Raw genomic sequence first — 21,197 nt, 5'->3', positions numbered from 1 at the left:
GGTTCAACCCCGCCAGCCTCCAGCAAGCGAGCAAGTCGTGACATCGATCAAGCAGGAAGACCTCATCCAGTCCATCGCCGACGCGCTGCAGTACATTTCGTACTACCACCCGGTCGATTACATCAAGAGCCTCAACGCTGCCTACGAGCGCGAAGAGTCGCCGGCCGCGAAGGAGGCGATGGCCCAGATCCTGATCAACTCGCGCATGTGTGCCGAAGGCCACCGGCCGATCTGCCAGGACACCGGCATCGTCACCGTGTTCCTGGAAATCGGCATGAACGTGCGCTGGGACGACGCCACGATGGGCGTGGAGGACATGGCCAACGAAGGCGTGCGCCGCGCCTACAACTATCCGGACAACAAGCTGCGCGCCTCGGTGCTGGCCGATCCGGCCGGCAAGCGCATCAACACCAAGGACAACACCCCGGGCGTGGTCAACGTCAAGGTGGTGCCGGGTGACACCGTCGAGGTGATCGTCGCGGCCAAGGGCGGCGGTTCGGAAGCCAAGTCCAAGTTCGCCATGCTCAACCCGTCCGACTCGATCGTGGACTGGGTGCTCAAGACCGTGCCGACCATGGGCGCCGGCTGGTGTCCGCCGGGCATGCTCGGCATCGGCATCGGCGGCACCGCCGAGAAGGCGATGCTGCTGGCCAAGGAGTCGCTGATGGAGCCGATCGACATCAACGAGCTCAAGGCCCGTGGCGCCTCCAACCGTGCCGAAGAACTGCGCCTGGAACTGTTCGACAAGGTCAACGCGCTGGGCATCGGCGCGCAGGGACTGGGCGGCCTGACCACCGTGCTGGACATCAAGGTCAAGGATTTCCCGACCCACGCGGCCAACCTGCCGGTGGCGATGATCCCGAACTGCGCGGCCACCCGCCATGCGCATTTCACGCTGGATGGCAGCGGCCCGGTGATGCTCGATCCGCCGTCATTGGAAGACTGGCCGCAGATCACCTATGACGCCTCCAAGGGCACCCGGGTCGATCTGGACACGATCACTCCGGAAGACGTCGCCAGCTGGAAGCCCGGCCAGACCCTGCTGCTCAACGGCAAGCTGCTGACCGGCCGCGACGCCGCGCACAAGCGCATGGTGGAGATGCTGGACAAGGGCGAGCCGCTGCCGGTCGACCTCAAGGGCCGCTTCATCTACTACGTCGGCCCGGTCGATCCGGTGCGCGACGAAGTGGTGGGCCCGGCCGGCCCGACCACCGCGACCCGCATGGACAAGTTCACCCGCCAGGTGCTGGAACAGACCGGCCTGCTGGGCATGGTCGGCAAGGCCGAGCGCGGCCCGGCGGCGATCGAGGCGATCCGTGACAACAAGTCGGCCTACCTGATGGCGGTCGGCGGCTCGGCCTACCTGGTCTCCAAGGCGATCAAGGCGGCCAAGGTGGTCGGCTTCGCGGATCTGGGCATGGAAGCGATCTACGAGTTCACCGTGCAGGACATGCCGGTGACCGTGGCGGTGGATTCCACCGGCGAGTCCGTGCACCAGACCGGCCCGCGCGAGTGGCAGGCCCGCATCGGCAAGATTCCGGTCGTCGTCGCCTGAGGCTTCCCGTCGCGATAACGCTGCACACGAAAACGGCGCCCCAAGGGCGCCGTTTTTCGTGGCTGAGGCGGGCAGGCACCGACCGTTGGCCAGTGCTTCTCCTCAGCGGCGCGCGTCCACCAGCATGCGCACCGCCAGCGCGCCGAGCACCGTACCCATCAGGCCGCGCTGCACCGTCTGCCAGCGCGGGCGTCCGGCCAGGAAGGTGGCAATACTGCCGGCGGCCAGTACGATCAGTGCGTTGACACTGACGCTGGTCGCGATCTGCACCAGCCCGAGCACCACCGATTGCACCATCACGCTGCCATGCCCATGGGGCTGGATGAACTGCGGCAGCAGCGAGAGATACATCACGGCGATCTTCGGATTGAGCAGCGCGGTGAACAGCCCCATGCCGAACAATCTGCGCGGGCTGTCATGGTCCAGCGTGCGCAGCTGGAACGGCGAACGTCCGCCAGGGCGCAGCGCCTGCCAGGCCAGGTACAGCAGATACGCCGCGCCGGCGAAACGCAACACATCGTAGGCATGCGGCACTGCCATCAGCAGCGCGGTGATGCCCAGTGCTGCGCACACCAGGTACACCAGAAAACCCAGCGCGACACCGCCCAGCGAGATCAGCCCGGCGGTGCGTCCCTGGCAGATCGAGCGCGAGATCAGATAGATCATGTTCGGCCCGGGCGTCAGCACCATGCCCAGCGAAATCAGACCGAAGGCGAGCAGAGCGGACGAATCGGGCATGGGAGGATCCTGGGCTGGCGGCGGGGCAGAAGACGCATTCTGCGAGCGTCCGCGGCGCAGTGGCAGAGACAGAACGCGTCCCCATCGCCCGTGCTCTGTACCCATGTGATGGCACGGAGCGCGAGCGCATACTGTGCGCCTCCCTCAAGAGGCCCTGAGCATGCGCACCACGTTGTATGGATCGCCGAGTACCGCCGCCCTGGTCGTCCATTGGCTGTTGCTGGAACTGCAGATCGAGCACGATCTGGTGCTGCTGGATTTCGACAAGCGCGAGCACAAGGATGCAGCGTATCTCGCCTTGAATCCGGCGGGCCTGGTGCCGACGCTGGTGCTGGACGGGCAGGTATTGACCGAAGCGGCAGCGATCGCGCTGCATCTGGCAGACCGCCATCCGGAAGCGGCCCTGCTGCCAGCCCCGGGGACTGCCGACCGTGCCGAGGCGTACCGCTGGATGTTCTGGTGCGCCAATACCGTGCAACCGGCGTATCGGGCGTGGTTCTACCCGCAGGAAATGGCGGGCCCCGAGCACGTGGACGCGACCCGCCAGCGGGCGCGCGAGCGGCTGGAAGGCGCGTGGCAGCATCTGGCCGAGCATCTGTCCACGCGCGGCCCGTATGTGCTGGGCGAGTCGTTGAGCGTGGTCGATTTCATGCTGGTGATGCTGATGCGCTGGTCGCGCAACATGCCCACGCCCAGTGACACCTGGCCGGCATTGAAGGCCTACGCCGATCGTCTGAAAGCACGGCCGGCGTTCGCCGAGGTCTACCGGCGCGAGGGCATCACCGACTGGCGTTGAAGGACGTCAGTCGATGTGCGCGTCGAAGATGCGACGCGCGCCGCAGCCGATGTAACGCAACAGGCGTCTGCGACCGCGCCGGGAACCCCGGCCTTAATTCGGAAAACAAGCAGTGCTACATTCCGGGCATGCACACATGCCGGCCACGGCCGGATGCTTTCCACACGGAGCACGACGATGCCGAGGATGCTTTCCGCCCTGCTGTTGATCCTGCTGGTCACCGCCTGCAGCAGTGATGGCGATTTCCACACCGCCCCGCCCAGCCTGCGCGAGGTCACCGCCGCCAACCAGTGCATGCAGCAGTGCCAACGCCAGTACGACAGTTGCATGACCAACCGTACGGGATTTGGCAGCGGCGATAGCTGTGGCGCCGGGGTGGCGACCCAGCGCGATGCGAAGTGCGACAAGATCGACAACCCGGACCTGCGTAAATCATGCCAGGCCAGCAGCGACTACTGCCGCAACCGGCTGCCGGCGCTGACCTGCGGGGAGGATAACAACCGGTGTACCAGCCGCTGCGGCGGCAGCTGAGGCGCGGTTTTACGCCGGTAGGATCTCCAGCACCGTCTCTGGCGGCCGGCACAGGCGTGCACCGCGCGGGGTCTCCACGATCGGGCGGTTGATCAGCTCCGGGTGGGCGACCATCGCCTCGATCAACGCGGCATCGGACAACGCATCGTCGTCCAGCCCGAGCGAACCATAGGCCGGCTCCTTGTTGCGCAGCAACGCACGCGGGGCGATGCCCATGCGCGTGATCAGCCCTGCCAGCGTGGCACGGTCCGGCGGGGTCTTGAGGTACTCGATCACCACCGGCTCGATGCCGTGCTCACGCAGGATCTCCAGCGCCCCGCGCGAGTTGCTGCAGCGCGGGTTGTGCCAGATCGTCACCGCCATCAATACCACTCCAGCAGCGACACACCCAGGCCGACATAGGTGGCCTTGTGGTTGTAGTCGATCATGCTCTCGCCGTAACCATCGAAGATCTGCACATGGCCGCGCAGCAGGTTGCTGATCGGGAAGCCGTAATCAAGCTGCAGCGCGCCGTGCGAGCGATCACCGCCGCGCAGCGAGTGCCGCGCCATCAGCGAGACCTCGTGGCCGTTCTTGTTCCAGGTCAGGGTCGCGTCGCCGCGGCCCATGTAATCGGAGATGTCCGGGTTGTTGTCGTCCTTGCGGTCTTCCGGGATGCGATACCACGGGCGCAGCACCAGCGCCCAGTTTTCCCGGTCCAGGCCGACGGTGGCGATCACCCGGTTCCAGCTGCGCGACAGGGGATCGGCGCGGCCGTTGGACATGTGGTTGACGCCGATCCCGCTCATGCGCCCGCGCCAGCCGCCGATCGAGTAGCCGTTGCGGAACATCATCATCACTTCCGGCTCGTAATTGGTCTCACGGAACGGGCGCGAGTTGTCGGCGTTGTAGGCCTGCCAGCGCGAGCTCTGCGTGTAGCCGGCCCAGATGTCGCCGTTGTCGCCGAACAGGTTCTCCACGATCTTGGTCTTGAAGCTGAGCTGGAACTTCAGTTCCGCGCTGTCCAGCTGCTGCGAGGTGGTGACCGTGTTGACCGGATTGGGCGACTGCGGCATCTGGTTCTTGTCGCTGGTCCAGAACGCGGGCAGCAGGTAGACCGGCTTGTAGGCGCGCAGCTGGAACGCGCCAAGCTTGGAGTCCTGCGCGAGCTCCCAACGGCTGTCGAGCAGCGAGCCCTTGCCGGCATTGGCCAGCGCATCTTCATGGCCGTCGTTCTTGAACACTTCTCCGAGGCGCTGCTTGACCCGCTGCGTCGCGGGCGCGTCGGCGTCGGCACTGCGGGCGGCATGACGTTCTTCCCGGCGCTCCTGCTTGGCGGCGGTGGCGGCGGCATCGGCGGCCAGCGTCACGTCGGGCGTGCGCCCGAACAGCGTGTCGTAGCAGGCCAGGCGCGCTGCGTCGGTGTCCACCAGTGCGCAGGCCTCCGGTGACGCCGGCTTCGGTGCCGCCTCCTGTGCTGCGGCGGGCAGGGCGGTGCCGGCCAAGGCCAGGGCAGTGAACAGGACGGAACGGGAATGGGGCATGGTCATGGGAGCAGGGCCGCGTGACAAGAATGAATGGGTCAACCGGCACAGTGTGGCCGCTGAGGAATAATCCCGCCAGCGCACGACACGGTCGATCTGATCCGGTTTATGCCGGTCAATGGTGTGGTCAGGGCGTGAAGCCCCGGTCTGGCGGTGACCTCAGAAGAACCAGGCGAACGCGAACAGGCCCAGCATCGCGATCACCAGCGCCAGCTTGAGCGCGAACCCCAGCAGGATGCCAAGCCAGGTCGCCAGGCCCACCTTGGTGGAGCGGCCCAGCTCGCGGGTGTGCCAGTACTCGCCCAGCAGTGCGCCGGCGAGCGGGCCCACGAACAGGCCGATCGGCATGAAGAACACCCCGACGATGCTGCCCAAGAAGGTTCCCCACAGGGCCTTGCGGCTGGCACCTACCCGCTGTGCGCCGACCACCGTGGCCAGGATGTCCACGGCGAAAGACAGCAGGGTCAACAGGCCCAGGACCGTCAGCGGCAGCCAGCCCACATGGACGAAATCGTCGGCCCATGCCGCCAGCACCAGCCCGGCGAACACCAGCGGGATGCCGGGCAGGGCGGGAAGAATCACGCCGGCAATGCCGACGAGCACCAGAACGACGGCTAGCAGGTACAAGATGAATGAATAGTCCATGCTGTCCAGTATGGTTCCTGAAATGGGGTTGACATCCGAAGGTTTTGGCCAGTTGCTTTTTCGTTTTGCTCGGGTTAAGTTGCAGACGCTGAGCTTGGCAAGGTCACCGTGGATCGTGGCCTGATGATGGTAGATCTTCCAGATCCGCTGCATCGTTGCACCCCGCTTCCCCTTGCTGTCAGCCGCCTGTACGGGTGTATCCAACAACAAGACAGTTAGGGAGTAGCTGAGATGGCTGAGAAGGGCACCGTCAAGTGGTTCAACGACGCGAAGGGTTTCGGGTTCATCAGCCGTGAGAGCGGCGAAGATGTGTTCGTGCACTTCCGTGCGATCGAATCCCAGGGCTTCAAGAGCCTGAAGGAAGGTCAAGCGGTCGAGTTCGAAGTGGTCACTGGCCAGAAGGGCCTGCAGGCCGACAAGGTCAAGCCGCTCTGAGCGCAGACCGGGTCCTGCCTGGTTGAAACACGAAAAGGGCCCGCTTGCGCGGGCCCTTTTTTGTCTACGTGTGCGTTGCGCCGATCAGCGCAGGATCACCTTGCCGTTGACCACGCGGACGTAGGTGTTCTCGCGGATGCCACCCAGATCGCGCTGGTTGACGACCACGGTACGGCCGTCATCCATGCGCACGGTGATGTCGAAGGTATCGCTGGTCACGTTCTTCTGGATCTGGTTGCCGGCCAGCGCACCACCCACCGCGCCTGCGGCGGCGGCGATGTTCTTGTTGCCGCGGCTGCCGCCGGTGTGGTCGGAGATCTCATGGCCGGCGACCGCGCCGACGATGCCACCCAGCACCGCGCCGGTCGCGCTCGGCGCGCTGCGGCCCGAAGCGACCTGGTTGATGCGGGTCACGATGCCGCAGTCGGCACACCGGTTGGTGTTGTAGTTGCCGCCGGAATTGCCGTACCCGTTGTTGTAGCCACTGCTGCCGTAACCCGGCGAGGTGGTGGCACAGCCAGCCAGGGCGACGGTGGCAACGGCAGCGGCGGCAATCAGTTGAATCTTCATGGTGTATCTCCTGGCCAGAGGGGTGGTCGAATGCGTCTGGTGCGCATGGAGCAGATCGTGTCCTGTGCTGCGTGAACAGCGTGCCAATCCCGGGCCGCCAGCGTGGCTGGAAGATGAATCAGCGGAAATCCTGGTGGCAGGCCTTGCAGTCCGCCTGGATCTTCTCCACCAGCGTGGCCATGCCCGGGCAGTCGGTCGGCGGTGCGGCCAAGGCCTCATTGAGGGTGGCGCGCAGGGCGCTGGCGTGCTGCTGGAAGCCTTGGCTGTCCTTCAGGCCGGGAAAGGCCAGGTCCAGATCATTGGAGAGCGAGCGCAGCGTCTGCAGCCGCGGCACGGTGTCGGCCAGGCTGCAGCGGTTCTGCGCCTGCGCGGCCTGCAGCAGCTGCACCTGGCGGTTCATCACGTGCATCAGCGAATCGGGGAAGGGATCCTGGCGGGCCTGGATGGCGCGCGAGACCATCACCGTGGCGATCAGGCCGATCACCAGGCCAAGCAGGCCGACGAACAGGTAGCGGTACGCGGCGGACGGGCGGCGCTGCGGGGTCACGGGGTCGTTCATGGTGAGGGCTTCGGTGAGGGTGGCTGCGGCGATGGTACGACGCGTCCTGTCCACGGCGCGTCCCGGCCGGGCCTGGGCGCATTAAAATAGGCGCATGAACGACTTACTGCGCGAACGATTTGCCGGCATCGACCGGTTGTATGGAGTAGGCACCGTGGATCTGCTCGCCAGCCGCCGGGTGGCGGTGGTGGGCATGGGCGGCGTCGGCTCGTGGGTGGTCGAGGCGCTGGCGCGCACGGCGGTCGGGCACCTGACCCTGATCGATGCCGATGACATCTGCGTGTCCAACACCAACCGCCAGCTGCCGGCGCTGGCCGGCCAGTACGGCCGCAACAAGGCCGAGGCGATGGCCGAGCGCTGCCGCGCGATCAACCCGGACATCAGCGTCGATGCGGTTGCCTCGTTCCTGACCGTGTCCAACATGGTCGAGCTGCTGGACCGCGATTTCGATCTGGTGATCGATGCCTGCGACAGCTTCCGGGTCAAGGTCGAGACCATCGCCTGGTGCCGCCGCCGCAAGCTGCCCATTCTCACCGTGGGGGCGGCCGGTGGCCGTACTGATCCCACCTTGGTGCGGATCCGCGATGTCTCGCGCACCGAACACGACGCAATGATGGCGCTGATCCGCAAGAAGCTGCGCAGCGATTTCAACTTCCCCAAGAACGCCTCGCGTTACTTCGGCGTGCCGGCGGTGTACTCGCTGGAAAACGTGAAGTACCCGCAGGCCGACGGCAGCGTGTGCGGCATCCGCCCGAACCTTGGCGCCGACGCGGCGCTGAAGCTGGACTGCGGCGCCGGGCTGGGCGCGGCCACGCATATCACCGGCGCGTTCGCGTTCGCGGCGGTCGGGAAGGCGCTGGAGATGTTGATGAAGAAGCCGGCCACGGTGGTCACGGCCGACTGAGCCGCTATCGGCACGGCAGTGGACCGGCTCACGCGTTCAACGCAAGGCCGGGCCGGTCCGCGACGACGGTCGCCACAAAGTCCATGACCGTGCGTACCGAGGGTGACCGCCGGAGGTCACGGTGCACCACCAGCCAGATGTCACGTGAGAACGGCGCTCCGTCATGCGCCAGCTGAATCAGTCCTGGCGCGGCATCACCCAGAAAGCGCGGCAACCCGGCCACGCCCGCTCCGGCCAGAGCAGCTGCCCGATGACTGCTGATGTCGCTCAGTTCGCACGACACGGCACGGCTTCCTGCGATCTGCAGCAGCCACTTCTGCTGGGGCATGTCAGCAAACTGCGTGTCATAGGCAATGAAGGCCCACTCTTCGGGCCGACGGGTGGCGACGTAATCGTGGCTGGCATAGAGAGCGAACGACATTCGTCCGATTCTGCGCACAACGCTGCTGGCTTCCTTGGGACGGACGAGCCGCAGAGCCACATCCGCCTCGCGGCGGGCGAGTGATACCTGCTGGGCTTGGGCCGACACGGAAAGTTGAATGCCGGGCTGCGCTGCCCGGAAGTCGGCAACCCGTTCCGCCAGCAGGTGCGCCACCAGCACTGGCGGTGCACTAAGGGTCACCCTGGCATTGATAGCCTCCTGGCTGGCCCGGCTCGCGCGGGCGACAGCAAATGCTGAGGTGTCCATGGCCTTGGCGTGCTCGTAAATCTGGACGCCCATCGCGGTAAGGCGGATGGAGCGTGGCAAGCGCTCGACCAGCGCAACCTGCAGTTCGACCTCCAGGGCCGCAACACGACGGCTGACGGTTGCATGGTCGACATGCAGCGCCCGAGCCGCGCCTGACAAGGTGCCGTCGCGCGCAACCGCCAAGAAATGACGGAGATTCTCCCAGTCGAACATCGGTGCGTTTTCGCAGGTCTGGAGTGTGATTTCGGGGAATTTTCGAGGGTGCCAACCAAGCCTAGCATGGACGGTCTCTTATGCTTGTGGGACCCCAAATGGCAGCTTTTTCTGCTTCCGCGCGCGGTACGCTCTGGGCCGCCGCGTTCGGCTTCGTCGTGGTGCTGCTGGACATCAGTGTGGTCAACGTTGCACTGGATGCCCTGCAGCGTGAATTTTCAACTGATGTGGCCGGCCTGCAGTGGGTGGTCAACGCCTACACCTTGGCATTCGCCGCACTGCTGCTGACAAGCGGGGCGCTGGGCGACCGCTTCGGCGCGCGCCGGCTCTATCTCTCGGGCCTGGCGGTGTTTACTCTGGCGTCGGCTGCCTGCGGGCTTGCGGGCAGTCTGCCTGTGATGGTGGGAGCCAGACTGATCCAGGGCATGGGCGCGGCGCTGCTGGTACCCAACTCGCTGGTCATGGTGCAGCGGGCATTTCCGGACAGCCAGGCGCGTAGTCGTGCCGTCGGGTGGTGGGGCGCTCTCGGGGGAGCGGCGCTGGCTGCCGGTCCCGTGCTGGGCGGAGTGCTGGTAGCGCATGCAGGCTGGCGCAGCGTGTTTCTGATCAATCTTCCGGTTGGTTTGATCGGGATCTGCCTGACGCTTCGGCATGCGGCGCCGTCCGGCGGCGGGCATCGGCGTGGCCTCGATTGGAGTGGGCAGGTGGCTGCCATGGTTGCGCTGGCAGCGACGACCATGACCCTGATCGAGGCAGGTCAGCTGGGTTGGGCGCATGGCGTGGTGCGCGGAGGGGCCCTGTTGGCGCTCATGTCCCTCACCGCCTTCCTCTGGATTGAAGCTCACAGCACCTCACCCATGCTGCCATTGAATCTGTTTCGAAATCACACGTTCTCCATCGTCTCGCTGGCAGGCGTCGCGGTGAATTTCGCCTATTACGGTCTGATTTTCGTGTTCAGTCTGTTTTTTCAGATGCAGCAGCATCTGTCCCCGCAACAGACCGGGCTGGCCTTTCTGCCGATGACCCTCGTTCTGGTCGCACTCAATGTGGTGGCGGGGCGCCTGATTACGCGGCTCGGTCCCAGGTTGCTGATGTTCATGGGTCTTGCGCTGGCAGGATCGGGTTACCTGTTGTTGATGCGGGTGAGCATCGGGGGCCATTACGCGCTGTTGATCGTACCGATGCTGATGGCGGCAAGCGGGGTCGCCTTGGTGGTGCCGACCATGACCAACGCGACGCTTGCATCGGTCGACCGGTCGCGGGCAGGCATCGCCTCCAGCGTACTCAACTGTGCGCGACAGGTCGGCGGCATGCTGGGTGTCGCCCTGTTTGGCAGCCTGATCGGCGATGGCGCGCCGGATGCGTTCATGCATGGCATGCACATCTCGATCGGCATGTCGGCGGGAGCGTTATTGCTGGCGAGCGTCCTGTGCTGGTCTGGCATGCGGCCGGGGCCACTCCACCCGTTGCGCGCTTCAGGAGAAGCCGTGAAGCCCGAATAGGGTGCGCGCATTGGCCGTGGTCTGCGCGGCAATCACTTCGGCCCGCTCCCCGCGCAGCCGCGCCACCGTCGCCAGGATCACCGGCAAGCGTGCCGGTTCATTACGCTCTCCGCGGATCCCCGCATCCGGCTGATCCGGCGCGTCGGTTTCCAGGAGCAGCTGCGCCAGCGGCATGCTGGCGACCAGACGGTGCAGGCGCTGGGCGCGGTCATAGGTCAACGGGCCGCCCAGTCCGATCAGGAAGCCCAGCTGGTGCAGTTGCCGTGCCTGCTCGGGGCTGCCGGAGAAGCTGTGCACCACGCCGCGCAGCCCGCCGATCTGCTTGATCGCCGCGATCACCGCATCTACCGCGCGGCGCGCATGTACGATCACCGGCAGGTCGAACTCGCGTGCCAGCCGCAGCTGGCCCAGGAAGTAGTGCAGCTGAGCGTCCACGTCCAGACCCTCCACGAAGAAGTCCAACCCGCATTCCCCAACCGCGCAGGGGCGCTCGCGTTCGAGCCACGCACGCAGCGCCTCCAGGTGTTCGGGGCGGTGCTGGTCCAGAAACATCGGGTGCAGCCCGTAGGCCGGGTGCAGACCATCGGCCAGCCGGCAGGCATCGCGCAGGCCGGGCCAACTGGCGGCAGTGACGGCGGGAACGACCTGGGCCATGACGCCGGCCGCGCGCGCGCGCGCGATCACCTCAGGGCGATCCGCATCGAACTCACCCGCATCCAGATGGCAGTGGCTGTCGATCAACCTCACGCGCGGCGCTTGGCCGGCAGCGGCGGCGGAAGCTTGTCGCCGCGTCGCTTCCAGTTGGCCAGCAGCAGCGTGCCCAGGCCGAACAGGATTTCATCCACGAACGGCAGCGGGTCGGGAATCACCAGCGTCACTGCGAACAGCGCGGCGGTGATCTTGAACAGGGTGGGGTAGCGCAGCCGACGCGCCCATTCCAGCACCTGCAACAGTATGGGATTGGACATGAGGCACTCCTGGGCAGATGCTGTAAACGCTATCACGAGCTGAAGGCTCACCGAACCTGAATGGGCGGCAGGATGTTCACGATCCGTGGAGATTCCGTTCAGGGTGGCCGTGCTGGAATTCACTCAAGAACGTTGCGGATCGTCCGCAAGGAGCCGGTTATGAAAAGTACAACTACTACTGCGTTGGTCGCTGCGGGTGCGCTGCTGGTTGGCGGTATCGCCACCGCTGCCTTCATGAAGGGCGGCAGTTCCTCGCCCGATGCGGTGACCGCTGCTCAGACCCGGCCCACTCTGGACACCACGCCGCTCGCCGACGATGGCGCGCGCACCGACCAGCTGGCCATTGAAGACAAGGCGGGCAAGCTGGAATACGCCGACATCGTCAAGGTCGATCCGTTGACCAAGAAGGAAAAGGCGTACGCCACCGTGATCGGCACCGAGCCGGTGCGGGAGACGTCCAGCACCCAGACCCCGCATGAAGTCTGCCAGGACGTGGTGGTGCAGGAACGCCTGCCCGAACGCGACGGCAACGTTGGCGGTACCGTCGCTGGTGCCGTGATCGGCGGCCTGCTGGGTAACCAGGTCGGTGGTGGCAATGGCCGCAAGGCCGCCACGGCCGCTGGTGCTGTCGCTGGCGGCATGATCGGCAACCAGGTGGACAAGCGCCATGTGGGTGGCCGCGTGGTCAACCGCACCGAGCGCCAGTGCCACACCGAAACCGCCACCTCCGAGTCGACCCGCGTGACCGGCTACAACGTCACCTACCGCAATGAAGACGGCACCACCGGCACCATGCGCATGGCCAGCAAGCCGGGCAACCGCATCCCGATGGGCACCACCAATGCGGTCACCGGTTACAACGTGACCTACCGTTACGACGGCGCCGAGAAGACCGTGAAGATGGACAACAAGCCGAGCAGCGATCGCCTGCCGGTGATCGATGGCCAGCTGGTGACCCAGACCGCCGCACTGGATGCGAACAGGCAGTAAGTTCCTGCAGCTCGAAAGCACCACCAGCACGCCGGCCACTGCCGGCGTGCTGCGTTTTGGGGTGCGCCGCACGGCCTGCCGATCACGGCATCTGCGATCATGCCGGCACGCATGCAACACACGAGGACGCCATGAGCATTTTCGACCTCCAGCTGGAGACCGACCGTCTGATCCTGCGCCCACCGCGCGCCGAGGATTTCGATGCCTTCCTGCGCTTCTGCTCGGACCCGGAGGTGATGCAGCACCTCGGTGGTGTGCAGGCCCCGTCGCAGGCCTGGCGCAGTTTCAGCTGCCTGGTCGGCAGCTGGCATCTGTACGGGTTTTCGATGTTTTCGGTGATCGAAAAGAGCAGCGGTGAGTGGGTCGGGCGCATGGGCCCCTGGCAGCCGCTGGACTGGCCGGGCACCGAGGTCGGCTGGAGCATCCGCCGCGAGAGCTGGGGCAAGGGCTATGCGCCCGAAGCGGCGGTGGCCAGCATGGACTGGGCGTTCGACACGCTGGGCTGGGACGAGGTCATCCACACCATCGATGCCGCCAACGAAAACTCCAAGGTCGTCGCGCGCAAGCTGGGTAGTTCGCTGTTGCGCATGGGCGAGCTGCCGCCGCCGCACGCTGGCAAGCCGATAGAGATCTGGGGCCAGTCGCGGCAGCAGTGGCAGCAGCGCCGCGCCGGCCAACGGTGATGCTGCACCCGCGCTTGGCAAAGGCGATCGGGTGAGGCCAGACTCGGCATCGCGGGCGAGCCGCCCGCGGTGCATGCGCAAGAGGGTAGCGATGACGTCGTTGCGGGCTCCATTGACGGTGTACGGCATGTCCGTATCGGGCAACTGCCACAAGGTGCGGATGCTGCTGGAGCAGCTGGGCACGCGCTACCACTGGGTCGAGGTCGACAGTGCGCACGGCCAGACCCATACACCGGATTTCCTGGCGATGAACCCCAATGCCAAGGTGCCGCTGGTGCAGCGCGATGACGGGCGTGTGCTGCCCGAATCCAACGCGATCCTGTTCTGGCTGGCCGAGGGCACACCGTATCTGCCCACGGATGGCTGGGAGCGCGCACAGACGCTGCGCTGGATGTTCTTCGAACAGTACAGCCACGAACCATGCCTGGCGGTCGCGCGCTTCATCAGCGGCTGGACGCCGCTGGAGTCACCGCGCCGTGCCGAGCTGCCGCGCCTGCGTGAGCGCTCGGCCCAGGCGCTGGCGGTGATGGAGGAGCATCTGGGCACGGCGCCGTGGTTCAGTGGCCGCGCCTACGGCATCGCCGACATCGCATTGTTCGCGTACACCGATGTCGCGGCGGATGGCGGCGTCGCGCTGGCACCGTATCCGGCCGTCCAGGCCTGGCTGCAGCGCGTGCGCGAGCAGCCGCGCTTCGTCCCCATGCCCACACCGCTGCCGGAGGTGCAGGCCCTGTTCGCACAGTCCCGCTGAGTTCGTCCGGTTATCCGCCTACGCAACACGTCACGGAGGGTGATGCATGTTTGCCGTGGTTCCCGATCCGATTCCCGCGCGCATGAAGGGCCTCAACCGGGCCGAGATATGCGACGCCAACTTCATCGATTTCGTGCAGCAGTGGCGTGGCGATCCTGCGCCGAGGCCAGCCCCCGGCAGCCCCATCCTGCCTGGCAGTTCGCTGGACGCGCAGGGCTTTGCCGACCTCTTCGAGTCGCAGCTGATCAGCCGCCATCTGGACCTGATGGCACGCGTGCTGCGCGTGCAGAACAAGGTCTTCTATACGATCGGTTCGTCTGGCCACGAGGGCAATGCGCTGGTGGCGCGCCTGTCCCGGCACACCGATCCGGCGTTCCTGCACTACCGTTCCGGCGGCTTCATGGCCGAGCGCTTCCGCAAGCTGTCCGGCATGGACCCGGTGATGGACGCGGCGCTCTCGTTCGCGGCCAGTCGGGACGATCCGGCCAGCGGCGGGCGCCACAAAGTGTGGGGCAGCAAGCCGCTGTGGGTATTGCCGCAGACCTCGACGATCGCCTCGCACCTGCCCAAGGCCCTGGGCACCGCGCTGGCCATCGAAAGCGGGCGACGCATCGGTCACACGCTGCCGATTCCCGAGGACAGCGTGGTGATCTGCTCCTTCGGCGATGCCTCGGCCAACCACGCCACCGCGCAGACCGCGTTCAACACGGCGGCGTGGGCGGCCTACCAGCGGCTGCCAGCGCCGATCCTGTTCGTCTGCGAAGACAACGGCATCGGCATTTCGGTCAAGACCCCGGACGGCTGGATCGCGCAGAGTTTCGCGCACCGCCCGGGCCTGGATTACTTCTTCGCTGATGGGCTGGATCTGGTCGAGGGGCATGCGCAGGTCGAGCGCGCGCTGGCGCATTGCCGGCAGACCCGCCGCCCGACCTTCCTGCACCTGCGCACCACGCGTTTGATGGGCCATGCCGGCACCGATTTCGAGATCGAATGGCGGCCGTTGCCGGAGCTGTGCGCGGCCGAGGCCAGCGATCCGCTGCTGCGCTCGGCGGCGATCGCCCTGCAGTCCGGGTGGATGACCGCCGCGCAGGTGCTCGATCTGTACGAGCGCGTGCGCGCGCGCTGTTTCGCCGCGGCCGCCGAGGCGGATCGCCGCCCGAAACTGACCGATCTCGCGGAAGTGATCGCACCATTGGCGCCGTACTCGCCGGCGGCGGTCCATGCCGAAGCCACGCGGGTGGCTGCCGATGACGCGCGTGCCGCCGCGTTTGGAGGTGAGGCGCAGCTGCCCGAGACACAGCCGCCGCGCCATCTGGCGATCCAGATCAACCAGGCGCTGCACGATCTGATGGCCAAGTACCCGGCCACGCTGCTGTTCGGCGAGGACGTCGCGCAGAAAGGCGGGGTGTACACAGTCAGCAAGGGTCTGCTCAAGGCCTTCGGGCCGCGCCGTGTGTTCAATACCCTGCTCGATGAAACCATGATCCTGGGCATGGCACAGGGCCTGGCCAACCTGGGCATGCTGCCGATCCCCGAGATCCAGTACCTGGCGTATCTGCACAACGCGGCTGACCAGCTGCGTGGCGAGGCGTGCTCACTGCAGTTCTTCTCCAACGATCAGTACCGCAATCCGATGCTGGTGCGCATTGCCGGGCTGGGCTACCAGAAGGGCTTCGGCGGGCATTTCCACAACGACAACTCGATCGCCGCGCTGCGCGACATCCCCGGCCTGGTGGTCGGCTGTCCCTCGCGCGGCGACGATGCGGCGATGATGCTGCGTACCTTGGCCGCGCTGGCGACCTTCGACGGCCGGGTCGCGGTGTTTCTCGAGCCGATCGCGCTGTACATGACCAAGGACCTGCACGCGCCGGGCGATGGCCAATGGCTGTTCCCGTATCCGGCCGCCGACCAGGCACTGGTACCCGGCGAGGGCCGGGTCTACGCGCCGGAGGCCAGTGACCTGGTCATCTTCACCTACGGCAATGGCGTGCCGATGAGCCTGCGGGCGGCGAGGGCGATCGAGCAGCAGCTGGGCTGGCAGGTGCGGGTGGTCGATCTGCGCTGGCTGGTGCCGCTCAATGCCGGTTTCATCGCTGGCCAGGCTGCCGATGCCCAGCGGGTGCTGGTGGTCGATGAGGGGCGGCACAGCGCGGGGGTGGGGGAGGGCGTGATCACCGCGCTGGTCGAGGCCGGGTTGGGGCACCTGCCGATCCGGCGGGTATGCGGGGCCGATACCTACACGCCGCTGGCGGGGGCAGCATTGTGCGTGCTTCCAAGCGACAATGCGGTATTGAACGCCGCCCTCGCGCTGGCGCAGGACCATTGATACATGTGTGGATTGGCAGGCATGTTGCTGCCCGCTCCGGCAAGGGAGCAGGCAGCACTGGAAGAACAGGCGCGGCGCATGGGCGACGCATTGGTGCACCGCGGCCCGGATGACAGCGGGGTGTGGGCCGATGCCTCGGCCGGCATCGCGCTGGCGCATCGCCGGCTGAGCATCCTGGACCTGTCGCCGCTGGGGCATCAGCCGATGACCTCGGCCGATGGCCGCTACGTGCTGGCCTACAACGGCGAGGTCTACAACTTCGCCGAGCTGCGCGCCGAGCTGGAAGCGCTGGAGCATGGCTTCCGCGGCCATTCGGATACGGAAGTGCTGCTCGCCGCGATCACCGAGTGGGGCTTCGACGAGACCCTGCAGCGCAGCAACGGCATGTTCGCCATCGCGCTGTGGGACCGCGCGGAGCGCTGCCTGTGGCTGGCCCGCGACCGGGTCGGCAAGAAACCGCTGTACTACGGCTGGGCCGGTGAAACACTGGTGTTCGGCTCCGAGCTCAAGGCCCTGTGGCAGCACCCGGGCTTCGACAACGAGGTCGACCGCGATGCGCTGACCCTGTTGCTGCGGCTGGACTACATCCCGGCGCCGCACTGCATCCACGAACGTTGTTTCAAGCTGATGCCGGGTCGCGTGCTGCGGCTGGATGCCGAGGCGGTGGCCGCCGGCGCTGCCGCGCATCGCCCGGACCAGTTGCAGCAGCCGTTCTGGAACGCGCGCGAGCGCATGCAGCAGGCCCTGGCCGCGCCGTTCACCGGTAACGATGCCGAGGCCGAAGAACGTCTGGATGCCGTGCTGCGCGACGCGGTGGCGCTGCGCATGGTGGCCGATGTGCCGGTCGGCGTCTTCCTTTCCGGCGGCACCGATTCTTCGGTGGTGGCCGCCTTGATGCAGGCGCAGTCGAGCCAGCCGGTGCACAGTTTCAGCATCGGCTTCACCGGCTCGGACCATGACGAGGCGCCGCTGGCCAAGTCGCTGGCCCAGCACCTGGGCTGCGATCACACCGAGCTGTATGTCAGCGGTGCCGATGCGTTGGCCGTCGTGCCCAGTCTTCCGGCAATGTTCGATGAGCCCTTCGCCGATGCCTCGCAGGTGCCCACGGCGCTGGTCGCCAAGCTGGCGCGGCAGGGCGTGACCGTGGCGCTGTCCGGCGACGGTGGCGATGAACTGTTCTTCGGCTACACCCGTTACCAGCGTGCGATGCGCAACTGGCGCCTGCTGGGCAAGGTGCCTGCGCCGCTGCGGCGCTGGATGGCCCGCCATGCGCACACGCAGGGCGAGGCCTCGCGCACCGGCGGGCTGGCGGCGCTGCTGGCCGAGTCCGGCGCGCGTGGGATTGGGGATGTCTACCGCAACCGCATTTCGCGTTGGCGTGATCCAGTGGCCGCCGTGCGTGGCGCGCGGGCGGCCGGCAGCTTCTACGACCTGGCCGATCCGCTGCATGGCGCCGGCTCGCCGGCGGACGCGATGATGCTGGCCGATTTCAGCACCTATCTGCCGGATGATCTGCTGTGCAAGGTGGACCGCACCAGCATGGCAGTCAGCCTGGAGGCGCGTGCACCGCTGCTGGACTGGCGGGTGGCCGAGTTCGCCTGGTCGCTGCCGATGGCGATGAAACAGCGCGATGGCGTCAGCAAGTACCTGCTCAAGCGCGTGCTGGGCCGCTATGTGCCGCAGGATATGGTGCACCGCCCCAAACGCGGCTTCGGGGCCCCGGTCAGCGCGTGGCTCAAGGGCGACCTGCGTGGCTGGGCCGATGAACTGCTGGATCCGGCGCGGCTGGCCGAGGAGGGGGTGTTCAACGTCGAGGCGGTCGCCCCGCTGTGGCAGCAGTTCAAGCAGGGCGAGCGCAAATGGCACACGCATCTGTGGAACGTGCTGATGTTTCAGGCTTGGCAGGCGCATTGGCGCAACGCACGCGCCGACGTGACGCGCGCGTAGTGCCGCGCGTGCGGGTGCAGACGTAAGGCAGCCACCCATGGGGTGGCTCTACCGTATGTGGTGTCGGCCGTAGCGCCACGCCATGCGTGGCTGACGCCGCCTTCACCGTTGCCGAAGGTGGGCCCGCCTAGGCTGGGCCTTTCCCCCAACGGAGCGAACGTGATGGCCGAATACAAGATTGCCGTACTGGTCGGCAGCCTGCGCAAGGGCTCGCACAACCAGGCGTTGGCTCACGCGCTGGAGAAACTCGCCGCCGGCAAGGCGGTGTTCTCCTACGTGGAGATCGGTGACCTGCCGTTGTACAACCAGGATTTCGACAAGGACTACCCCAGCCAGGGCGTCCGCCTGAAGCAGCAGATCCGGGAGGCCGATGCGGTGCTGTTCGTCACCCCCGAATACAATCGCTCGGTCCCGGGCGTGCTCAAGAATGCCATCGACCTGGGCTCGCGCCCGTATGGCGACAGCGCCTTCGCCGGCAAGCCCGCGGCGGTGATCGGCGCCTCGATCGGGGTGATCGGCACGGCGCTGGCCCAGCAGCACCTGCGCAACATCCTGGCCTACCTGGACATGCCGGTGCTGGGCCAGCCCGAGGCCTTCCTGCACTTCAAGGAAGGGCTGATCGACGCGCACGGCACGATCAGCAATGAGGGCACCAGGGACTTCCTGCAGGGCTTCGTGGACAAATTCATCGCCTGGGTCGGCACCCACGGCGGCACGCACTGATCCACCGCGGGCGGGTCATGCATCTGCGATAATGGCGTGGACGGGCGCCGCAAGGGCGTCCGTCGCACGCGATGCGACGGCCCCGGCCGATCGTACCGGCAGGCGCCGGTATCCCCAGCTCATCCACTGCTTATCCACAGGTTTGTGCATGGCTGCGGGGCGCCCCGCGTGCCTACCATGTCCTACGCCTCACACTGCAGGAAATACGCCCCCCATGTCCGCCCGTTCTGGCTTCCGTTCCGACCGCAAAGACCGCGGTGACCGCTTTGATCGCGATGAGATGCGCATCGACGCCCTGCGCGTGCCGCCGCATTCGATCGAGGCCGAGCAGGCGGTGCTGGGCGGGCTGATGCTGGCCCCGGAAAGCTATGACCGGGTCAACGACCAGCTGACCGAAACCGACTTCTACCGCCGCGATCACCAGATGATCTACCGCGCGATCCGCGAGCTGTCCGAACGCGATCGCCCGTTCGATGCGGTGACCCTGGGCGAGTGGTTTGAATCGCAGGGCAAGATGGAGCTGGTGGGGGATGGCGCGTACCTGATCGAGCTGGCCAGCACCACGCCGTCGGCCGCCAACATCAGTGCCTACGCGGAGATCGTGCGTGACAAGGCCGTGCTGCGCCAGCTGATCCAGGTCGGCACCGACATCGTCAACGACGGCTTCCAGCCCGAAGGCCGCGAAAGCAGCGAGCTGCTCTCGGCAGCGGAAAAATCCGTGTTCGCGATCGCCGAACAGGGCGCGCGTGGCCGTACTGATTTCGTGGCGATGCCCGGTGCGTTGAAAGACGCCTTTGAAGAGCTGCGCAACCGCTTCGAGAACGGCGGCAACATCACCGGCCTGCCAACCGGTTATACCGATTTCGATGCGATGACCGCCGGCCTGCAGCCGACCGATCTGATCATCCTGGCTGCGCGCCCGGCCATGGGCAAGACCACGCTGGCGCTGAACATCGCCGAGTACGCCGCGATCAAGTCCAAGAAAGGCGTGGCGGTGTTCTCGATGGAAATGTCGGCCTCGCAGCTGGCGATGCGTCTGATTTCCTCCAACGGCCGCATCAACGCCCAGCGCCTGCGTACCGGTCAGCTGGAAGATGAGGATTGGAGCCGGGTGACCGGTGCGATCCGGATGCTGAAGGAAACCAAGATCTTCATCGACGATACGCCCGGTGTGTCGCCGGAGATCCTGCGTTCCAAGTGCCGCCGCCTCAAGCGCGAGCACGACCTGGGCCTGATCGTCATCGACTACCTGCAGCTGATGAGCGTGCCGGGCAACAGCGAAAACCGCGCGACCGAAATCTCGGAAATCTCGCGATCGTTGAAGGGCCTGGCCAAAGAGCTCAACGTGCCGGTGATCGCACTGTCCCAGCTCAATCGCTCGCTGGAAACGCGTACCGACAAGCGCCCGGTGATGGCCGATCTTCGCGAATCCGGCGCTATCGAGCAGGATGCGGACATGATCGTCTTCATCTACCGCGACGACTACTACAACAAGGAAACGTCGCCGGACAAGGGCTTGGCCGAGATCATCATCGGCAAGCATCGAGGCGGCCCGACCGGCTCGTGCAAGCTCAAGTTCTTCGGTGAGTACACCCGCTTCGACAACCTGTCGCACGACTCGGTGGGTTCGTTCGAGTAACGCCGAAGGCGTTACGGTAGTGCCGGCCGCTGGCCGGCTCCCGTGGAACCGTCATCGTGCAGAGCCGGCCAGCCGCCGGCACGACCGTTTCATCGGCAAATGCCGGGCTTCGTCGCAAACCCGTTGCAGTGCGCCCGGGCAGGGCGCGATGGTGGTCTCCGGGCGGCAGGGTGCCGTCAACGGAGACCAACGATGAAGACCCTGTTCGCGCTGGGCGTGTGGTGCCTGCTGTTCGTGCTGTGCTGGCCGCTGGCGCTCCTGGCCCTGGTGGCGTGGCCGTTGGTGTGGCTGGTCAGCCTGCCGTTCCGCCTGGTCGGCATCACGTTCTCGGCGCTGTTTGCCTTCCTGCGTGCGCTGTTGATGCTTCCGGCGCGGCTGCTGGGTGGCGGGCGCGTCGCAACGGCCTGAACAAGAATGGGATCGGGTAGTGGGGGGGGGGGGGGGGGGGGGGGGGTTGTTGGGGGGGGGGGGGGGGTGGGCGCCGCCGCGCCGCGCCCACAAAACGAAGGAA

General features: G+C 66.4%; 23 protein-coding genes. 14 read left to right on the top strand and 9 right to left on the bottom strand.

The features are described from left to right. The first annotated feature begins 37 nt into the window (after positions 1 to 37). The gene (locus ABE422_RS07040; protein WP_019185911.1) at positions 38 to 1,555 is read left to right on the top strand and encodes a fumarate hydratase; all 1,518 of its coding nucleotides are present in this window, start codon (positions 38 to 40) and stop codon (positions 1,553 to 1,555) included. Positions 1,556 to 1,657: 102 nt separating this feature from the next. Here ABE422_RS07040 and ABE422_RS07035 read toward each other — a convergent pair whose 3' ends face one another. After that, positions 1,658 to 2,293 carry a LysE family translocator gene (locus ABE422_RS07035; RefSeq protein WP_313218840.1) on the bottom strand — a complete coding sequence of 212 codons (636 nt, stop codon included), beginning with the start codon at positions 2,291 to 2,293 and terminating at the stop codon, positions 1,658 to 1,660. A gap of 160 nt (positions 2,294 to 2,453) precedes the next feature. Here ABE422_RS07035 and ABE422_RS07030 point away from each other — a divergent pair, with 160 nt between their 5' ends. Together ABE422_RS07030 and ABE422_RS07025 are read left to right on the top strand one after the other, a co-directional pair. Continuing rightward, on the top strand, positions 2,454 to 3,089 hold the full coding sequence (locus ABE422_RS07030; protein WP_313218839.1) for a glutathione S-transferase family protein: 636 nt from the start codon (positions 2,454 to 2,456) through the stop codon (positions 3,087 to 3,089). Positions 3,090 to 3,266: 177 nt separating this feature from the next. Then, positions 3,267 to 3,620, top strand: a complete 354-nt coding sequence (locus ABE422_RS07025; protein WP_346482727.1) for a hypothetical protein — start codon at positions 3,267 to 3,269, stop codon at positions 3,618 to 3,620. A gap of 9 nt (positions 3,621 to 3,629) precedes the next feature. On the opposite strand, the gene arsC is transcribed toward ABE422_RS07025, so the two are convergent. The 3 genes from arsC to ABE422_RS07010 form a co-directional block, all read right to left on the bottom strand. Next, the gene (gene arsC / locus ABE422_RS07020; RefSeq protein WP_313218836.1) at positions 3,630 to 3,983 is read right to left on the bottom strand and encodes an arsenate reductase (glutaredoxin); all 354 of its coding nucleotides are present in this window, start codon (positions 3,981 to 3,983) and stop codon (positions 3,630 to 3,632) included. Next, positions 3,983 to 5,149 (bottom strand): phospholipase A, encoded by a 1,167-nt coding sequence (locus ABE422_RS07015; protein ID WP_346464624.1) that lies wholly within the window; start codon positions 5,147 to 5,149, stop codon positions 3,983 to 3,985. The genes arsC and ABE422_RS07015 overlap by 1 nt, the downstream gene beginning before the upstream one ends. Positions 5,150 to 5,302: 153 nt before the next feature. Further along, complete coding sequence (locus ABE422_RS07010; protein WP_346482778.1) at positions 5,303 to 5,788, bottom strand: DUF456 domain-containing protein; 486 nt, start codon at positions 5,786 to 5,788, stop codon at positions 5,303 to 5,305. Between the two features lie 231 nt (positions 5,789 to 6,019). Between ABE422_RS07010 and ABE422_RS07005 the strand changes: the two genes are divergently transcribed. After that, positions 6,020 to 6,223: a cold-shock protein gene (locus tag ABE422_RS07005; protein ID WP_019185917.1), complete on the top strand. Its 204-nt coding sequence runs from the start codon at positions 6,020 to 6,022 to the stop codon at positions 6,221 to 6,223. Between the two features lie 84 nt (positions 6,224 to 6,307). Here ABE422_RS07005 and ABE422_RS07000 read toward each other — a convergent pair whose 3' ends face one another. Both ABE422_RS07000 and ABE422_RS06995 read right to left on the bottom strand, forming a co-directional pair. After that, positions 6,308 to 6,793, bottom strand: coding sequence for a glycine zipper 2TM domain-containing protein (locus tag ABE422_RS07000; protein WP_019185918.1), 486 nt, complete (start codon positions 6,791 to 6,793; stop codon positions 6,308 to 6,310). A 118-nt stretch (positions 6,794 to 6,911) separates the two neighbouring features. Then, positions 6,912 to 7,352, bottom strand: a complete 441-nt coding sequence (locus ABE422_RS06995; protein ID WP_346481735.1) for a hypothetical protein — start codon at positions 7,350 to 7,352, stop codon at positions 6,912 to 6,914. Between the two features lie 94 nt (positions 7,353 to 7,446). On the opposite strand from ABE422_RS06995, the gene ABE422_RS06990 reads away from it, so the two are divergent. Continuing rightward, positions 7,447 to 8,256: a tRNA threonylcarbamoyladenosine dehydratase gene (locus ABE422_RS06990; RefSeq protein ID WP_346482726.1), complete on the top strand. Its 810-nt coding sequence runs from the start codon at positions 7,447 to 7,449 to the stop codon at positions 8,254 to 8,256. Between the two features lie 28 nt (positions 8,257 to 8,284). Here the strand turns inward: ABE422_RS06990 and ABE422_RS06985 are convergent, their stop codons facing one another. Then, positions 8,285 to 9,157 carry a LysR family transcriptional regulator gene (locus tag ABE422_RS06985; RefSeq protein ID WP_346482725.1) on the bottom strand — a complete coding sequence of 291 codons (873 nt, stop codon included), beginning with the start codon at positions 9,155 to 9,157 and terminating at the stop codon, positions 8,285 to 8,287. 98 nt (positions 9,158 to 9,255) lie between these two features. On the opposite strand from ABE422_RS06985, the gene ABE422_RS06980 reads away from it, so the two are divergent. Further along, the gene (locus tag ABE422_RS06980; protein ID WP_346482724.1) at positions 9,256 to 10,659 is read left to right on the top strand and encodes an MFS transporter; all 1,404 of its coding nucleotides are present in this window, start codon (positions 9,256 to 9,258) and stop codon (positions 10,657 to 10,659) included. On the opposite strand, the gene ABE422_RS06975 is transcribed toward ABE422_RS06980, so the two are convergent. Then, positions 10,633 to 11,406, bottom strand: a complete 774-nt coding sequence (locus ABE422_RS06975) for a TatD family hydrolase (protein WP_346482723.1) — start codon at positions 11,404 to 11,406, stop codon at positions 10,633 to 10,635. The two genes, ABE422_RS06980 and ABE422_RS06975, sit on opposite strands and share 27 nt — an antisense overlap. Further along, complete coding sequence (locus ABE422_RS06970) at positions 11,403 to 11,627, bottom strand: DUF6116 family protein (protein WP_346482722.1); 225 nt, start codon at positions 11,625 to 11,627, stop codon at positions 11,403 to 11,405. The genes ABE422_RS06975 and ABE422_RS06970 overlap by 4 nt, the downstream gene beginning before the upstream one ends. A 159-nt stretch (positions 11,628 to 11,786) precedes the next feature. On the opposite strand from ABE422_RS06970, the gene ABE422_RS06965 reads away from it, so the two are divergent. The 8 genes from ABE422_RS06965 to ABE422_RS06930 all read left to right on the top strand — a co-directional run bounded on the left by ABE422_RS06965 (position 11,787) and on the right by ABE422_RS06930 (position 21,094). Then, a complete protein-coding gene (locus tag ABE422_RS06965) occupies positions 11,787 to 12,617 on the top strand; it encodes a glycine zipper 2TM domain-containing protein (RefSeq protein WP_123730792.1) in 831 nt (276 codons plus the stop codon). A 131-nt stretch (positions 12,618 to 12,748) separates the two neighbouring features. Next, complete coding sequence (locus tag ABE422_RS06960; protein WP_313210286.1) at positions 12,749 to 13,300, top strand: GNAT family N-acetyltransferase; 552 nt, start codon at positions 12,749 to 12,751, stop codon at positions 13,298 to 13,300. Positions 13,301 to 13,391: 91 nt separating this feature from the next. Then, complete coding sequence (locus ABE422_RS06955) at positions 13,392 to 14,051, top strand: glutathione S-transferase family protein (RefSeq protein ID WP_313210284.1); 660 nt, start codon at positions 13,392 to 13,394, stop codon at positions 14,049 to 14,051. Positions 14,052 to 14,097: 46 nt separating this feature from the next. Beyond that, a complete protein-coding gene (locus ABE422_RS06950) occupies positions 14,098 to 16,377 on the top strand; it encodes a thiamine pyrophosphate-dependent enzyme (protein WP_346482721.1) in 2,280 nt (759 codons plus the stop codon). 3 nt (positions 16,378 to 16,380) lie between these two features. Continuing rightward, the gene (gene asnB / locus ABE422_RS06945; protein WP_346482720.1) at positions 16,381 to 18,324 is read left to right on the top strand and encodes an asparagine synthase (glutamine-hydrolyzing); all 1,944 of its coding nucleotides are present in this window, start codon (positions 16,381 to 16,383) and stop codon (positions 18,322 to 18,324) included. Between the two features lie 162 nt (positions 18,325 to 18,486). Next, complete coding sequence (locus tag ABE422_RS06940; protein WP_313210278.1) at positions 18,487 to 19,047, top strand: NADPH-dependent FMN reductase; 561 nt, start codon at positions 18,487 to 18,489, stop codon at positions 19,045 to 19,047. Positions 19,048 to 19,261: 214 nt separating this feature from the next. Beyond that, positions 19,262 to 20,686 (top strand): replicative DNA helicase, encoded by a 1,425-nt coding sequence (locus ABE422_RS06935; RefSeq protein ID WP_121037974.1) that lies wholly within the window; start codon positions 19,262 to 19,264, stop codon positions 20,684 to 20,686. A 192-nt stretch (positions 20,687 to 20,878) separates the two neighbouring features. Continuing rightward, positions 20,879 to 21,094 (top strand): hypothetical protein, encoded by a 216-nt coding sequence (locus tag ABE422_RS06930; protein ID WP_102787997.1) that lies wholly within the window; start codon positions 20,879 to 20,881, stop codon positions 21,092 to 21,094. Positions 21,095 to 21,197: the final 103 nt, after the last annotated feature.

The organism is Stenotrophomonas sp. TWI1151, from assembly GCF_039673135.1.
Taxonomy (GTDB): Bacteria; Pseudomonadota; Gammaproteobacteria; order Xanthomonadales; family Xanthomonadaceae; genus Stenotrophomonas.
Note: the sequence above shows the minus strand (reverse complement) of the source record. Positions and strands in the feature narration are given on the sequence as shown.

Excerpts from the sequence above, each read along its gene's own strand:
- ABE422_RS06970 (WP_346482722.1), bottom strand. The coding sequence starts at position 11,627 with ATGTCCAATCCCATACTGTTGCAGGTGCTGGAATGGGCGCGTCGGCTG.
- ABE422_RS06940 (WP_313210278.1), top strand. The coding sequence starts at position 18,487 with ATGGCCGAATACAAGATTGCCGTACTGGTCGGCAGCCTGCGCAAGGGC.
- arsC (WP_313218836.1), bottom strand. The coding sequence starts at position 3,983 with ATGGCGGTGACGATCTGGCACAACCCGCGCTGCAGCAACTCGCGCGGG.
- ABE422_RS06990 (WP_346482726.1), top strand. The coding sequence starts at position 7,447 with ATGAACGACTTACTGCGCGAACGATTTGCCGGCATCGACCGGTTGTAT.
- ABE422_RS07015 (WP_346464624.1), bottom strand. The coding sequence starts at position 5,149 with ATGACCATGCCCCATTCCCGTTCCGTCCTGTTCACTGCCCTGGCCTTG.
- ABE422_RS06985 (WP_346482725.1), bottom strand. The coding sequence starts at position 9,157 with ATGTTCGACTGGGAGAATCTCCGTCATTTCTTGGCGGTTGCGCGCGAC.
- ABE422_RS06960 (WP_313210286.1), top strand. The coding sequence starts at position 12,749 with ATGAGCATTTTCGACCTCCAGCTGGAGACCGACCGTCTGATCCTGCGC.
- ABE422_RS07035 (WP_313218840.1), bottom strand. The coding sequence starts at position 2,293 with ATGCCCGATTCGTCCGCTCTGCTCGCCTTCGGTCTGATTTCGCTGGGC.
- ABE422_RS07030 (WP_313218839.1), top strand. The coding sequence starts at position 2,454 with ATGCGCACCACGTTGTATGGATCGCCGAGTACCGCCGCCCTGGTCGTC.
- ABE422_RS06935 (WP_121037974.1), top strand. The coding sequence starts at position 19,262 with ATGTCCGCCCGTTCTGGCTTCCGTTCCGACCGCAAAGACCGCGGTGAC.
- ABE422_RS06980 (WP_346482724.1), top strand. The coding sequence starts at position 9,256 with ATGGCAGCTTTTTCTGCTTCCGCGCGCGGTACGCTCTGGGCCGCCGCG.
- ABE422_RS06965 (WP_123730792.1), top strand. The coding sequence starts at position 11,787 with ATGAAAAGTACAACTACTACTGCGTTGGTCGCTGCGGGTGCGCTGCTG.
- ABE422_RS06955 (WP_313210284.1), top strand. The coding sequence starts at position 13,392 with ATGACGTCGTTGCGGGCTCCATTGACGGTGTACGGCATGTCCGTATCG.
- ABE422_RS07010 (WP_346482778.1), bottom strand. The coding sequence starts at position 5,788 with ATGGACTATTCATTCATCTTGTACCTGCTAGCCGTCGTTCTGGTGCTC.
- ABE422_RS07005 (WP_019185917.1), top strand. The coding sequence starts at position 6,020 with ATGGCTGAGAAGGGCACCGTCAAGTGGTTCAACGACGCGAAGGGTTTC.
- ABE422_RS06930 (WP_102787997.1), top strand. The coding sequence starts at position 20,879 with ATGAAGACCCTGTTCGCGCTGGGCGTGTGGTGCCTGCTGTTCGTGCTG.
- asnB (WP_346482720.1), top strand. The coding sequence starts at position 16,381 with ATGTGTGGATTGGCAGGCATGTTGCTGCCCGCTCCGGCAAGGGAGCAG.
- ABE422_RS06995 (WP_346481735.1), bottom strand. The coding sequence starts at position 7,352 with ATGAACGACCCCGTGACCCCGCAGCGCCGCCCGTCCGCCGCGTACCGC.
- ABE422_RS07025 (WP_346482727.1), top strand. The coding sequence starts at position 3,267 with ATGCCGAGGATGCTTTCCGCCCTGCTGTTGATCCTGCTGGTCACCGCC.
- ABE422_RS07000 (WP_019185918.1), bottom strand. The coding sequence starts at position 6,793 with ATGAAGATTCAACTGATTGCCGCCGCTGCCGTTGCCACCGTCGCCCTG.
- ABE422_RS06950 (WP_346482721.1), top strand. The coding sequence starts at position 14,098 with ATGTTTGCCGTGGTTCCCGATCCGATTCCCGCGCGCATGAAGGGCCTC.